This is a genomic window from Dialister sp. CAG:357, assembly GCF_000435155.1.
GTDB classification, from domain to species: Bacteria; Bacillota; Negativicutes; order Veillonellales; family Dialisteraceae; genus Dialister; species Dialister hominis.
In genome coordinates this window covers 1-14,591 of record NZ_FR896408.1, presented here as the reverse complement: position 1 = coordinate 14,591, position 14,591 = coordinate 1, and the positions used below count along the sequence as shown (strand labels likewise).

General features: G+C 43.4%; 13 protein-coding genes and 1 other annotated feature. Of the genes, 12 read left to right on the top strand and 1 reads right to left on the bottom strand.

Going from position 1 to position 14,591, the window contains the following annotated elements; all coding sequences use genetic code 11:
- From M3200_RS03780 to M3200_RS03765, 4 genes are all read left to right on the top strand, one after another.
- On the top strand, positions 1-2,097 hold a 2,097-nt coding region (locus M3200_RS03780), incomplete at its 5' end, for a cobaltochelatase subunit CobN (protein WP_288178125.1).
- A gap of 56 nt (positions 2,098-2,153) precedes the next feature.
- Positions 2,154-3,182 carry a magnesium chelatase ATPase subunit I gene (locus M3200_RS03775; protein WP_022382206.1) on the top strand — a complete coding sequence of 343 codons (1,029 nt, stop codon included), beginning with the start codon at positions 2,154-2,156 and terminating at the stop codon, positions 3,180-3,182.
- Entirely contained in the window at positions 3,169-5,076 is a 1,908-nt protein-coding gene (locus M3200_RS03770; RefSeq protein WP_022382205.1) for a VWA domain-containing protein, read from the top strand. The genes M3200_RS03775 and M3200_RS03770 overlap by 14 nt, the downstream gene beginning before the upstream one ends.
- A 123-nt stretch (positions 5,077-5,199) precedes the next feature.
- Positions 5,200-6,945: an ABC transporter ATP-binding protein gene (locus M3200_RS03765; protein WP_022382204.1), complete on the top strand. Its 1,746-nt coding sequence runs from the start codon at positions 5,200-5,202 to the stop codon at positions 6,943-6,945.
- A 67-nt stretch (positions 6,946-7,012) separates the two neighbouring features.
- Here M3200_RS03765 and galU read toward each other — a convergent pair whose 3' ends face one another.
- Complete coding sequence (galU, locus tag M3200_RS03760) at positions 7,013-7,897, bottom strand: UTP--glucose-1-phosphate uridylyltransferase GalU (protein ID WP_022382203.1); 885 nt, start codon at positions 7,895-7,897, stop codon at positions 7,013-7,015.
- A 265-nt stretch (positions 7,898-8,162) separates the two neighbouring features.
- Here galU and M3200_RS03755 point away from each other — a divergent pair, with 265 nt between their 5' ends.
- From M3200_RS03755 to rplT, 8 genes are all read left to right on the top strand, one after another.
- On the top strand, positions 8,163-8,915 hold the full coding sequence (locus tag M3200_RS03755; protein WP_022382202.1) for an amino acid ABC transporter ATP-binding protein: 753 nt from the start codon (positions 8,163-8,165) through the stop codon (positions 8,913-8,915).
- A gap of 14 nt (positions 8,916-8,929) precedes the next feature.
- Positions 8,930-9,622: an amino acid ABC transporter permease gene (locus M3200_RS03750; RefSeq protein ID WP_022382201.1), complete on the top strand. Its 693-nt coding sequence runs from the start codon at positions 8,930-8,932 to the stop codon at positions 9,620-9,622.
- 213 nt (positions 9,623-9,835) lie between these two features.
- A complete protein-coding gene (locus M3200_RS03745) occupies positions 9,836-10,528 on the top strand; it encodes an MgtC/SapB family protein (RefSeq protein WP_022382200.1) in 693 nt (230 codons plus the stop codon).
- 352 nt (positions 10,529-10,880) lie between these two features.
- The gene (gene thrS, locus M3200_RS03740; protein WP_022382199.1) at positions 10,881-12,788 is read left to right on the top strand and encodes a threonine--tRNA ligase; all 1,908 of its coding nucleotides are present in this window, start codon (positions 10,881-10,883) and stop codon (positions 12,786-12,788) included.
- A 2-nt stretch (positions 12,789-12,790) separates the two neighbouring features.
- On the top strand, positions 12,791-13,234 hold the full coding sequence (locus tag M3200_RS03735; RefSeq protein WP_022382198.1) for a HutP family protein: 444 nt from the start codon (positions 12,791-12,793) through the stop codon (positions 13,232-13,234).
- Positions 13,235-13,254: 20 nt separating this feature from the next.
- Positions 13,255-13,364 (top strand) — a sequence feature (ribosomal protein L20 leader region).
- A 15-nt stretch (positions 13,365-13,379) separates the two neighbouring features.
- A complete protein-coding gene (gene infC / locus M3200_RS03730; protein WP_022382197.1) occupies positions 13,380-13,898 on the top strand; it encodes a translation initiation factor IF-3 in 519 nt (172 codons plus the stop codon).
- 16 nt (positions 13,899-13,914) lie between these two features.
- Positions 13,915-14,112: a 50S ribosomal protein L35 gene (gene rpmI, locus M3200_RS03725; protein ID WP_022382196.1), complete on the top strand. Its 198-nt coding sequence runs from the start codon at positions 13,915-13,917 to the stop codon at positions 14,110-14,112.
- Between the two features lie 18 nt (positions 14,113-14,130).
- Positions 14,131-14,481 carry a 50S ribosomal protein L20 gene (gene rplT / locus M3200_RS03720; protein WP_022382195.1) on the top strand — a complete coding sequence of 117 codons (351 nt, stop codon included), beginning with the start codon at positions 14,131-14,133 and terminating at the stop codon, positions 14,479-14,481.
- Positions 14,482-14,591: the final 110 nt, after the last annotated feature.

Sequence of the window (14,591 nt, the reverse complement as noted above, 5' to 3'; positions counted from 1 at the left end):
GGAAAGAGTGTAGGGCTGGACGATGAAAGTTACCCTGATATTGCGCTGAATGATCTTCCTAATATATATCCTTACCTGATGACAATCACAGGTGAAGGGATTATCGCAAAAAGACGGTCCTCAGCATGCCTGATCGGGCATCTTCCGGCTCCTATCGCAGAGGCAGGGGCATATGATGAACTGGCTGAACTGGAAAAGACATTGGATGAATATGCACAGCTCAAGAGGGGAACTTCGGATATAAGCGGCATTGAAGCAGATATAAGAAAACTGTCTGTGGCTGCAAAGCTTGATGAAGAGGTACATTATGATGAAAGTGAGCCATTTGAGGACTATGCAGCTCATCTGCATGCATATATAGAGGAACTGAAAGACAGCGAAGTCCACGTGGGACTTCATATACTGGGGAAAGCACCGGAAGGAAAGCTGCTACTTGACTGCGTACTGCAGATATTAAGACTGTCTAATGGGGATATTCCGTCTGTTTTTGAACTGTGGGCCAAAAAATATAATCTGACGCTGGATGATATTCAGACGCATCCGGATGAAATTTATGAGCCTCTGCATATGACGAAAAGCCAGTTAATGGAGAAAATTCGTGAGGAAACGCGAAAAGTCATTTCCTTCGCGATAGAATCCATGCAGCAAGAAGACTGTATTGAACAAATTATGAACCTTCCTGAAGCACAGGGCAGTGATGCATGGAAACAGGAATCGAATAAACTGCTGGATTTCGTTATACATGAGCTGATTCCGTCAATCCACAGGACTTCGGATGAAATGACAAACACGATTTCTGCATTATCCGGGCAATATATAAATCCAGGACTTTCCGGTTCACCTAATACAGGAGGCTCAGGACTGCTCCCTTCAGGAAGAAACTTCTATGGCGCTGATCCCAGGACACTTCCATCCCCAGCCGGATGGAATTTAGGCGTAAAGCTGGGAGACAGGACTATCGCCAAATATATTGCTGAAAAAGGGCATTACCCGGAAAATATAGGAATGGTTTTATGGTCAGGGCCAAATATGAGAACCTTTGGCCAGGATATCGCCGAATTCCTGTACTTGCTGGGGATTAAGCCGGTATGGCAGAAGGGCAGCTTAAAAGTCACAGGATTAGAGGTTATACCGCTTAATGAACTGAAGAGACCGAGAATAGATGTTACTGCAAGAATCAGCGGACTTTTCCGTGACACGCTTCCGCAAATTTCCAAATTGCTGGATCAGGCAGTTATGATGGCTGCAGAACAGGACGAAGGAAATGAAGAAAATTTTGTAAGAAAGCATATATGCAGTGATGCAGAAGTTCTTAAAGCTAAAGGCAAAGAGGAGACTGAAGCATGGCGGACTGCATCGTACAGAATATTTGGCAATGCCCCGGGGACTTATGGCGCAGGTGTCAATGTGATTCTTGATACCCGTGAATGGGAAAACACGAAAGACCTTGCTGATGTATATGTCAGATGGGGCGGACATGCTTTTGGAAAGGGAGCTGACGGATGTTTTGAACCTGAGCTTTTCAAAAAGCAGCTGGCGCGCATAGATCTGACTGTAAAAAACGAAGAGAATCCCGACAGCAATATTATGAGTTCAGATGATTATAATGCATTCCATGGAGGCATGATTGCTGCAGTGAAAAGTCTGTCCGGTAATTCACCCGAATCCTATGTGGGGGACAGCACGAACAGAGGCAATGTTAAAATCCGTACCGTCAACGAAGAAGTCAAACGTATTTTCAGGAGTGAGTCCATGAATCCTAAATACATCAAGGGTTTAATGGAGCATGGTTATAAAGGCGCATCCGATCTTGCCAACAGGATAGCAATCAGCTTCCAGTGGGATGCTACCAGTGATGTAATAGATGACTGGATGTATGATCAATATGCCGAAAAGTACGCGCTGGATCCTGAAATGAAAAAATGGATGGAAAAGGTGAACCCCTGGGCACTGAAAAATATAGCCGAAACACTTCTGGAGGCGGAAAAACGCAAGATGTGGAATGCCAAGGATAGTATGAAGAAAGAATTGGAGAAGTTATATTTATCTATCGAAGGAACCCTTGAAGAAGACGACGATGACGATGACGAAGATTAATGCAAGAATTTAATGTCACAAAGATAGAACTTAATCATTTACTGATAGGAGTCAATATGAAAAGAAGAGATGTATTTCCTTTTACCGCAATTATCGGACAGGATATGATGAAGCTGGCTTTGGAACTGAATGTGATTAATCCAAGATTGGGAGGAGTGCTGATCCAGGGAGAAAAGGGGACTGCCAAATCTACTGCAGTCAGGGCTCTGGCGGACCTTCTGCCTCCCAGAAAGTGCATAGACGGATGCCGCTATCATGACGATCCTAATGACAAATCCAATTGGTGTGATGAATGCAGTGAAAAATATAAGGATGTGGAACCACCGGTAAAGCTCCAGTCCATGAAAGTAATCGAACTTCCGGTGAGTGCTACTGAAGACAGAGTTGTTGGGACATTGGACATTGAAGCAGCTATAAAGACAGGAAACAAATCATTCGAGCCCGGGATTCTGGCTGATGCCAACCGGAATATCCTGTATGTCGATGAGATAAATCTGCTGGATGACCATATTGTAGATGTTCTTCTTGACTCCGCAGCAATGGGAATCAATACAATCGAAAGAGAAGGCATTTCCTATTCCCATCCTGCGCGTTTCTCTCTGGTCGGGACAATGAATCCGGAAGAGGGGGATATTCGTCCGCAGCTTCTCGATCGATTTGCCCTGTCGGTAAAAGTAACAGGGGAACAGGATCCTGAGAAGAGAGCCGAAATTATAAAAAGGCGCCTTTCTTACGAAACCGATCCGGAAGAGTTCGTCAATCAGTGGAAGGATGAGCAGGAAAAGGAAGTCAGCCGTATAGAGCGTGCTATGGATCTTCTGCCGCGTATTTCTATTTCAGACGACATGCTCCTGATCGCAGCGAAGATCGCAATTATTCTAAAGGTCGATGGACACAGAGCTGATATTACATTGATAAAAACTGCTGAAACCATAGCTGCTTTGGAAGGGCATCTTGAAGTTTCCAAAGAAGATATTAGAAAAGCTTCATGCTTAGCATTGCCGCACCGTATGAGGAGACGCCCGTTTGAAGAACAGGAGCTTGATTGGTCAGAAGTAGATAAGGTCATTGATGATGAAGCGTAATGTATATCCTTTTTCCGCTATAACAGGTATGGAGAAGGCTAAAAAGGCTATTTTGATTAATCTGGTGAATCCTCATGCGGGAGGCCTCATTATATCCGGTAAGAGCGGGTCGGGAAAATCAACTTTGGTACGCGGGGCAAGAGATTTGATTGATGATCCATGGGTCGAACTGCCTGTCAGTGTAACGGAAGACCGCCTCCTGGGATCTATAGATACAGAAAAGGCGGTTAAGACAGGAGAACGGACTCTTCTTCCGGGACTCGTTGATGAAGCCAATGAGGGGATTCTATACATAGATGATGTGAATCTCCTGCAGTCTGATTTATTGTCAATTGTTTTGGATATTCAGCAGAATGGCAGTTACAAACTGGAACGGGACGGACTGTCTGTAGAGAGGAAGTCCCGCTTTACCATCTTGTCGGTAATGAATCCTGACGGCGGATCACTCCCTTCATCAGCCCTGGACCGATTCGGACTTTTTGTAAATATAGAAGGCACGGAAGGTATCAAGGACCGGGAAGAGATTATCCGGCGCGTTCTTGCATACGAGAATGATGGAATCGGATTCAGAAATAAATGGGCTGATGCAAACTCCGTATTAAGGGAAAAAATCAGGAATGCAAGGGAAATCCTGCCTGAAGTAGAGTGTCCGGATGCCATGATCCAGCTTGCTGCGGTATATTCCCTGAAAGCAAATGTTTCAGGTCATAGAGCCGATATCTATCTGATCGAAGCTGCCAAAGCGATTGCTGCCTTATATAATCGCATGTTCATTATGCCGAAGGATATTGAAGAAGCTGCTGAATTTGTCCTGCCCCACAGGATGAGAAAACCTGATACGGAGAGGAACAATACTCCGCAGACTGAGCAGAACAAAGAGCAGGAGCAGGAAAAAGAGGAAAGGCCTGAAAATAATGAACAGCAGGCTCCGAAGAATGAGGATTTAAGACCAGCGCAGTTAAATGACACGCAGGATGAATCAAATGATGACAGTGAACCGGAAGATAATACGGAAAATGCCCCTGCTCCCCGGGAAGATCAGGTCGATCAGGCGGATTTAAGTGTAGTACTGCCTCCTATGTGGATTCAGCCCCAGAGATTGAGGCTTAAGAAAAGCGGGGATGGAAAACGTGAATTCGTACTGACAGACAAGAAACAGGGAAGATATGTAAAGTCGAAGCTTCCCAGGGAAAAAGTGTCAGACATTGCATTTGACGCTACACTTAGAGCAGCTGCGCCTTACCAAAAAGCCCGTCATTTATTAAATAAGGATCTGGCATTTGTCATCAAGAGCAGGGATCTTAGAGACAAGGTAAGAGAAAAACGTACGGGACATGTCTTTTTATTCGTTGTTGATGCCAGCGGATCAATGGGTGCTAAAAAGCGGATGAGCATAGTCAAGGGCGTTATTTTCAAAATGCTCCTTGAGGCCTATCAGAAAAGAGACAGGGTAGGCATGATAGCCTTCAGAAAGAAGAAAGCCGAAGTCCTTCTTCCAATAACAAGAAGTGTCGAATTTGCACAGAAAAAGCTGGCGGACCTTCCTACCGGCGGAAAGACCCCTCTGGCAAGCGGTCTCCGGAAAGCGGAGGACGTGCTCGATATGCTTTACCGTCAGGAACCAACTCAGGAACCGGTTGTCATTCTTATAACTGATGGACGAGCCACGGCTGGCTCAAATCCTGATTCGGATCCTGTAGCAGATGCTTTAAGAGAAGGAGCCCGCCTGAGAAGAAGGAATCTGCCAATTGCAGTCATAGATACGGAAAGCGGATATATCAGGCTGGGACTGGCAGAAAAATTAGCAAATATTATGGGAGCATCTTATTTCCATGTAGATAAACTATCCGAAGATTCCCTGCTGCATATCTGGAGAACGACGACAGAGGATTAATCATTTAAAGATTTTCTAATATGATGGCATAATTTTAGAAGCATAGATAAATTCCGTTTTATTTAAGGGAGGCACAGGCAGGCTTTATTCCTGAAATCATATAAAGCTCCAGAGGTATATTTTATGGTAAAAAGTTTTCTGAAGTATTATAAGCCTTACATGACAATACTCATTGGCGTCATTATCGGTACATTTGTCATGGCCGGTCTTGATCTTATCTTTCCTATTGTTGTCAGATACTTGATTAATGAGATACTGCCGTCAAAGAATATGCACCAGCTTTTCATAGGATCAGGGGTATTGCTCTTTTTATATATTGTTAATTTTATCGTGCAGTATGCAGTGCAGTATTATGGGCATATTATGAGTGCTTCCATAGAGCACGATATGAGATCGGAATTATTCAGGCACATAGAAAAGCTCTCTTTCCACTACTTTGATAATGAGAAGACGGGACAGCTTCTTTCAAGAATTACAAGTGATGTAACGGAAATCAGCGATCTGGCATTCAGAGGACCTAATGACGTGCTTCTTTGCGGTGTCATAATGGCAGGAACTTTAATAGTCATGCTGCTTATGAACTGGAAACTTGCGATTATTATTGGTACATTGCTGATTGCCAAGAGTATTCACACAGTAAAAGTAAACCGTGCTATGAAAAAATCATTCCGGAAAAACCGTGTGAAAGCCGGAGAAGTGAGTGCTCGCGCAGAAGAGAGCCTTTCTGGTATCCGTCTGGTTAAAGCTTTTGCCCAGGAAGGGTTCGAGTTAAAACGTTTTATAGATAAAAGCAGGGAATTAAGAGATACAAAATTTGAATCATACCGTCTTGTTGCCTATTTTTCCAGCGGCATTAATTTCTTTACCAATATCATTAACGTTGTCGTTTTATTAGTCGGCGGGATGATGATTGCCGGCGGGACCTTGACGGTCAGCGATTTTGTCGCATTCCTGCTTTATGTCAATATCTTCATGCGCCCTGTATTCCGTCTGACAATTCTTGCTGAAGTTTATCAGCGGGGGATGGCAGGCTTCCATCGATTTGAGGAAATTATGAAGACAGAGCCGCTGATTAAGGACAGCAGAGAACCGGCCAGTGTAAAAGATATCCGAGGAGATATCGTGTTCGAAAATTTGTCATTTGGATATGATCCAAATCATCTCGTCCTGCATGACCTCAATCTCTCTATTCCGGCAGGCCAGACGGTCGCTTTTGTCGGAGAAACCGGGGCAGGGAAAAGTACTCTTGTAAACCTGCTGCTCAGATTTTATGAACCGACAAAAGGGCGTATTACACTGGATGGAAAGAATCTCAAGGATTTCCGGCAGCAGGATTTAAGGCGGCAGATTGGGATTGTGCAACAGGATGTATTCCTGTTCAGTGACTCGATTGCAGAGAATATCAGCTATGGCAAGGAAAATGCAACAAATGAGGAAATCGAAGAAGCAGCCAGACTTGCCGCTGCAGACAGCTTCATCAACAACCTTCCTGAAGGCTATCACACAAAAGTTGGTGAACGCGGCGTCAAGCTTTCTGGCGGGCAGAAGCAGAGAATTGCAATTGCACGTGTCTTTCTGAAGAATCCGCCTGTTGTTGTTCTTGATGAAGCAACATCCGCACTGGATACGCAGACGGAGAAAGTAATCCAGGAAGCACTCGACAGGCTCGCTGCTGATAGAACAACAATTATTATTGCACATCGTCTTTCTACCGTAAGGAATGCAGACTGCATCTGTGTTCTTGATCATGGAAAGATTATAGAAAAAGGAACCCATGATGAACTGATTGCCGGAAAGGGAAAGTACTTTGAACTTTATCAGGCCCAGCAGAAAAAAATCCGCCATGAGGAACCTTTTGAAGAGGCATAAGCATTTAACAGGAAATTTGAACAATAAAGAGGAGCCGGCTCAACCGGCTCCTCTTTATTGCTGAATGTTAAATTTTATTATCCATGAGCAATGACTTCAGATATTGACGGAATTCAGGACCGATATCGTCCCTTCTCAGGGCAAATTCCACGGTTGCCTTTAGATATCCAAGCTTATTCCCGGTATCATAGCGCTTTCCTTTAAAGTTATAAGCATAGACGTTTCCGTTTTTGGCCATGACACGCAGGGCATCTGTCAACTGAATTTCCCCGCCTTTTCCGGGCTTGGTCTGCTCCAGGATTTTGAAAACTTCAGGAGTGATGACATAACGGCCCAGTGCAGCAAATCTGCTGGGAGCTTCCTCAATGGAAGGCTTTTCAATCATATTCTTAACCTTGAGGAGATCGGGATTTTCTGTTGGCGTTCCGTTGATAATGCCATAGGAAGATACCTGCTCCGGACGTACGAGCTGGCAGCCGATGATCGTTCCGCCTGTTTTGTCATATTGGGAAATTAATTGCTTAAGTGCAGGTTCGCCGGAACCATTATAGACAACATCGTCGCCTAAAATGACACCGAATGGTTCCCCGTCCATAAATTCTTTAGCGCAGAGAATCGCGTCTCCAAGACCCCGCATATATTGCTGGCGTGTGTAATGAATCTTAACGGAAGCAACCTGACGGACTTCTTTCAATAAATCCATCTTTCCGGATTCATAGAGATGCTGTTCAAGTTCAGGAGAAGAATCAAAATGGTCCTCAATAGCTCTTTTGGCATGTCCCGAAATGATCAAAATCTGTTCAATACCGCTGGCCTTTATTTCCTCAACGATATATTGAATGGTCGGTTTATCAACGATAGGAAGCATTTCCTTAGGCATCGCTTTCGTTTCCGGAAGGAAGCGTGTCCCGAATCCTGCTGCAGGAATGACAGCTTTTCTGATTTTTTGCATAACTTTTCACCTCAAATAGTTTAGAGACTCCTGCTGTTTGAAGAGTCTGGAACCTGAAACTATATTTATGTCTTATTCAATTAGTATAGCATAATCGGTTTTATTTTGAATTTAAGGATTTGATCCAGGTCTTTCTTAAACATCCAGTACATAAAATCTTGGCTTTAAAAGATGAAAAATAATAATTTATACGATTTATGCAGAATTTAATTGACTTAATTGTATAATTATGCTATATTCAGATGCATAGAAAGGCGTGAGAATAATGACTGATAAAAAGCAGATTATATACGAAGTCAAGCACCTGCAAAAATCTTTCGGCAATGTCGAAGTACTCAAGGATATAAATATGAAAATAGAGAACGGGGAAGTTTGTACGATCATAGGACCGTCCGGATCCGGGAAAAGTACGCTTCTTCGCTGCCTGAATTTACTTGAAAAGCCGACAGGCGGTGAGCTTTGGTTTGAAGGCAAGAGGGTCAATGAAAAGACGGATGTCAAAATGCTGAGAAGAGATGTCGGCATGGTATTCCAGTCATTCAATCTTTTCCCTATGTTTACAGCGCTTGAGAATGTTATGTATGCGCCAATCCATATAAAAAAGATGCCCAAAATCCAGGCTCGTGAAGAGGGGATGGAACTGTTGGCCAAAGTCGGTCTGGAAAACAGAGCTGATTATTATCCGGGAGAGCTTTCCGGAGGTCAGCAGCAGCGTGTCGCTATTGCACGCGCTCTTGCGATGAAACCTAAGATGCTTTTATTTGATGAACCGACATCCGCTTTGGATCCTGAACTGGTAGGGGACGTTCTTTCAGTTATGAAAGAGGTAGCCCTGGCTGGAATGACGATGGCAGTTGTTACACATGAAATGCAGTTTGCAAGATCCGTTTCCAACCATGTTGTTTTTATGGATCAGGGGTATATCGTAGAAGAAGGAAATCCGGAGGATATATTTACTCATCCGAAGGAAGAAAGAACGCAGACATTCCTTAAACGGTTGCTGCATGCAGATATATAGGAGATGACATTATTATGGATTTGGTAATTGATACAGCGGTTAAATATAATGACATCTTTATGTCCGGCGCTAAAATTACGATTATTATTTCATTGCTTTCCTGCTTTTTCGGCCTTTTACTGGGGATTATTCTTGCATTCATGAAAATCTCCGGCATTAAAATTCTGCAGGCAATTGCTACTGTTTATGTTGAAATTATCAGAGGTACGCCAGTACTCGTACAGATTTCGCTCGTGTTCTTCGGGCTTCCATTCCTTGGAATCCATTTCCCGAGTTTCCAGATCTTAGGCGTTGATTTTGAACGCTTGTCTGCAGGTGTGTTGGCGCTTATTATCAATTCCGGGGCTTATGAATGTGAAATTGTAAGATCGGGCATTCAGTCGATTCCTAAGGGGCAGCTCGAAGGGGCAATGTCGCTCGGGTTTTCCAAATGGGAATCAATGATCCGGATTATCATCCCGCAGGCGATTCGTAATATTCTTCCGGTCATCGGCAATGAATTTGTTACACTTATCAAGGAATCCTCTCAGGTTTCCGTCATCGGTATGGCAGATCTGATGTATACGGCTACCACGATTCAGGGAATCAGCTTCCAGCCGTTCCCGCCGCTGGTTATCGTTGCATTGTATTACTTCATCATGACATTCTTCGTATCTATGTGTCTTAAGGTTCTTGAAAGACGTTTAAAGGTTAAGAGCGTCAGGTAATTGAGTTTAAAACTTCTATCTGGAAGGATTCATATTCCGGATAGAAGCTTTTTAATTAGGATGAAATTTTCAGGCATATGCTAAAAGCACCCGGCATTAAAGGAATAAATAAAAAATGTAATATTTTAAAACGTTTTCATGAAGTTGAGTGTTATTATATTTATAGGGAAAAGAATTGGAATTTGTATTTCAATGTGAGTTGAGGTGGTGGCTTTGGATACATTAGATGCTCTTTTTAAGGAATGGAGCATTGGGGGAATATGTTTTCGCCTGCTGATGGCGACTGTGGCTGGCGTTATCATAGGAATGGACAGAGAATATAAAAATAAGGGCGCCGGTGTAAAAACCCACGCGCTTGTCTCTATCGGAGCCGCTATGGCAATGATATTAAATGAGTATGTTTTGCGAAATTATCCTGCATCCAATACAGATCTGACACGTCTGGGAGCGCAGGTTATCAGCGGAATCGGCTTTCTTGGTGTAGGTACGATTATTGTCACGGGCAGAAATGAAGTCAAAGGGCTGACAACGGCAGCCGGATTGTGGGCATGTGCCATCATAGGACTCTCAGCAGGCATCGGTTTCTTAGAGGGGACTATCATTGCACAGATTTTTGTAATCTTTGTATTAAGAGTGCTGGAGCCTGTAGATAAGCATCTGCGGACGCAGGCTAAGGATTTTGACCTGTATGTTGAGTTCAGCGATGTCCAGTCAATTAAAGCATTTCTGATGGACGTAAGGAAGAAGGGCGTGGAGATTACAAACTTCAATGTATTTAAAGAAAAGCATGGAGCGGCTGCTCTTGCCGCAACTATGACCATGAAGGTGCCGCATCATGGTGAGAAGGGGAAGTATATTTCCTATTTGCAGACCGTTGAGGGAATCTCCTATGTTCATGAAATTTGAAATGTTTTAAATTTCTGCCGGAATTACAATTAAGTTCTGCTAATTTCTTGACAAACTAATTTTATAAGGTTATAGTGTTTATATTAAATGTAGTGCAAGAGACATGACATTTCAGACAGGCATGCCAAGAGAGTCTATGGCTGGTGTGAATAGACGATGCAGTCGATCTGTTACCACTCTTAAACAGAAAGATCTGAAATCTTTCCGGTGAACACCGTTATATGTCAGAGTGAAGCTTAGGCTTTAATTTGGGTGGAACCACGGAATATAACTTTCGTCCCTTACGGGACGGAAGTTTTTTGTTTTGTTGGATGTATCCCGAAACAGATTTTATAGAAAGGGTGAAATTGTTATGGTTACAATTCATTTGAAAGATGGAAAGGAAAAGCAGTTTGAAAGCAATGTTGCACTTTCCGAAGCTGCAAAAGCTATCTCCAACAGCTTGGGGAAAGAGGCCGTTGTAGCTAAAGTTGATGGCGAATTGACCGATCTTCGTGATCCGATCGTGGATGGGACCACTGTGGAATTCTTCACAAAAAAGGATCCGGAAGGGCTTTTCACACTCAGACATACTGCAGCGCATGTAATGGCTCAAGCAATCCAGCATTTATATCCAGGCGTAAAATTTGCAATTGGCCCGGCTATTGATGATGGATTCTATTATGATATTGACTCTGAACATGTCTTCAGCCAGGAAGACTTTGATGCCATTGAAAGAGAAATGGCAAAGATCAGCAAGGAAAATATTCCGCTGGTAAAAAAGGTTTTGCCGAGAGCAGAAGCATTGGAATTCTTCAAAGAAAAGAATCAGGATTATAAAGTCATGCTGATTGAAGACCTTCCGGAGGATGCTGTCATTTCCTTATATGAACAGGGAGATTTCACAGACCTTTGCGCAGGCCCGCATATGAAAGCAACCGGCAAAGTCAAGGTATTTAAGCTGATGACCGTTGCAGGTGCTTACTGGCGCGGCGATGAACACAACAAGATGCTCCAGCGTATTTATGCGACTGCATTCTTCAACAAAGAAGATCTTGAACATTTCCTCTTTGTACGTGCAGAAGCAGAAAAACGTGATCATAGAAAACTCGGAAAACAGCTTGACCTCTTTTCCTTCCATGAAGAAGGACCTGGTTTCCCGTTCTTCCATCCAAAGGGAATGGTTCTCCGCAATCAGCTGATGGAATATGAAAGACAGCTGTTCAAGGAATTCGGCTATGTTGAAATCATGACACCAGTCATCCTCTCCAAGAAGCTGTGGATCCAGTCCGGCCATTGGGATCATTATAAGGAAAATATGTACTTCACCAAAATTGATGATGAAGACTATGCAATTAAGCCGATGAACTGCCCGGGAGGAATTCTTTACTTCAAGAGCCAGCAGCGTTCCTATCGTGATCTCCCGATGCGCGTCGGTGAATTCGGCCTTGTACACAGACACGAGCTGCACGGAGCCCTTCATGGATTATTCCGCGTTCGCTGCTTCACACAGGATGATGCGCATATCTTCATGACTCAGGATCAGATGAAGGAAGAAGTTATCAAGTGCATGTCTATGTATAAGAAGATGTATGGAGTTTTCGGCCTTGAATACCATGTAGAACTGTCCACCCGTCCTGAAAACTCAATGGGCAGTGATGAACTTTGGGAAATTTCGACAAATGCACTTCGTGAAGCTATCGAAATTGCCGGCGTTCCGTATCAGATCAATGAAGGCGACGGTGCATTCTATGGACCTAAGCTGGATTTCCATGTACAGGATTCCCTTGGAAGAACATGGCAGTGCGGCACGATCCAGATGGATATGCAGCTTCCGGAAAGATTCGACGTCAATTATGTCGGTGAAGATGGAAACAAACATCGTGCTGTCATGCTGCATCGTGCAGGATACGGCTCTCTTGAACGTTTCATCGGCATCCTGATTGAACATTATGCCGGCGCTTTCCCGACCTGGATTGCTCCTGTACAGGTTAAGGTTATCCCGGTAACTGAAAAGAATCTGGAATATGCAAAGGCTGTTGCAGACGCTATGTCTGAATCTGATATCCGTGTAGAAGTCGAAGAAGCCAATGAAACACTCGGATACAAGATCCGCAAGGCACAGATGGAAAAGGTTCCTTATATGCTGATTGTCGGCGACAAGGAAATGAAGTCTCATACAGTTTCGATCAGAAGCAGAAAAAATGGCGATGAAGGTTCTACGCCGGTTGCCATGTTTGTTGCCAATCTGATTCGTGAAATTAAAACCAGAGAAGGCTGATTATGTATAAAGAATTCCAGAGCGCTGATGTAGCCAGAGCAGCCATCAGGATGGCACTCTCTGAAAACAGAAGCGATGAAAACGAGCTTCGTGAAAAACTGGCAAAAAGTGGAATTCGTGCTGTTGCAGTCAACTTTGGCGGCAAGTTCCTGGATATCATCCCTAAAATTTATGAGTCTGCCATTGTTGCAGCCCAGCGTCAGCATGTTATCTCTGATACACATGTTGGCGATGGGTCCGTTGTCGGAGCCATGGAATCCGCTATCGAGCAGATCAAGCTTATGGCGATGGGGATGAACTTAGGCGGCAAGATTGGAATTGCCAGATGGAAGGAACATCTTTGTGTTGCTGTATTCGTTGAAGTAGGTGTTTTACATTTCAACGAAGTAACTTTAGGAATGGCACATAGAGTTCTTAGAAATGACTTGACAGATGAAGATGATTGAGGTATTATAGCAAAAGTGATTTATTAAAGCAGAAGTGATCCGCTTCTCACCTTACAAAGCTAAGAGCTACTAGGGTTTAAACAATGATTTAAAAGCGGACAGCTCATGCTGCCCGCTTTTATTATTTAATGATTTCATTTCGGGGGTGAAAAGAATAGGTAAGGAACTCAGTATCAATGAAGAAATACGGGCCAGAGAGGTTCGTGTTGTCAGCGATGCAAACGAACAGTTGGGGATCATGACGCTTCATGAAGCGATCAGTCTGGCTGAAGAAAAAGGCCTTGATCTCGTGGAAGTTGCTCCAAACGGGCATCCTCCAGTATGCCGTATTATGAATTATGGCAAATACAGATATGAACAGCAGAAACGTGATAAGGAAGCAAAAAAGAAACAGAAGGTTTTCCAGATAAAGGAAGTTAAGCTTCGTCCGAATATCGAAGACCATGATTTCTTTGTCAAATTAAAAAATGCACAACGCTTTTTGTTGGATGGTAATAAAGTCAAAGTTACCATTATGTTTCGGGGTAGAGAAATGACTCATCCTGAATTAGGTCAGGATGTTCTCGATCGCTTTGCAAAAGAGTTGGGAGACTCAATTGTTCGAGAAAAACCACCGAAAATGGAAGGGCGCAATATGACTATGATTATCGCCCCGAAAGCATAATAAAGGAGAGAATAAAATGCCGAAAATGAAAACCCGTCGCGCTGCGGCAAAACGTTTTACAGAAACCGGATCCGGTCAGTTCAAGAGAAATAAAGCTTTCAAGAGCCACATTCTCGAAAAGAAGTCCCCAAAGAGAAAGAGAAATTTCAGAAAAGCAGCACTGGTTTCTAAGTCTGATTACAAACGTGTAGCAAAACTGCTGCCGAACGGCTAATAAGGAGGATTTAAGAGAATGGCAAGAGTAAAAAGCGGCGTTACCGCACATGCAAGACATAAGAAAATTCTGAAACTGGCTAAGGGTTATAGAGGTGCACGTCATACTCAGTTCAGAAAAGCAAATGAACTGGTTATGAAGGCTCTCTACTATGCAAGAAGAGACCGCAGATCCAAGAAGAGAGAATTCCGTAAGCTTTGGATCGTTCGTATCAATGCAGCAGCTCGTCTCAACGGCCTGACCTACAGCAAACTGATTGCCGGACTTACAAAAGCTGGCATTGAAGTAAACCGCAAGATGCTGTCTGAACTCGCTATCAATGATCCTGCAGGCTTTGCAAAGATCTGCGATGCAGCTAAGAACGCTTAATTAGGACTGCTTCAAAACTTTGAACTAAAAAATCAGTTATCAATATCCGGGAAATCCTGGTATTGATAACTGATTTTTCGGGTTATAGGACAAAACGTGTTGGTAAAAAT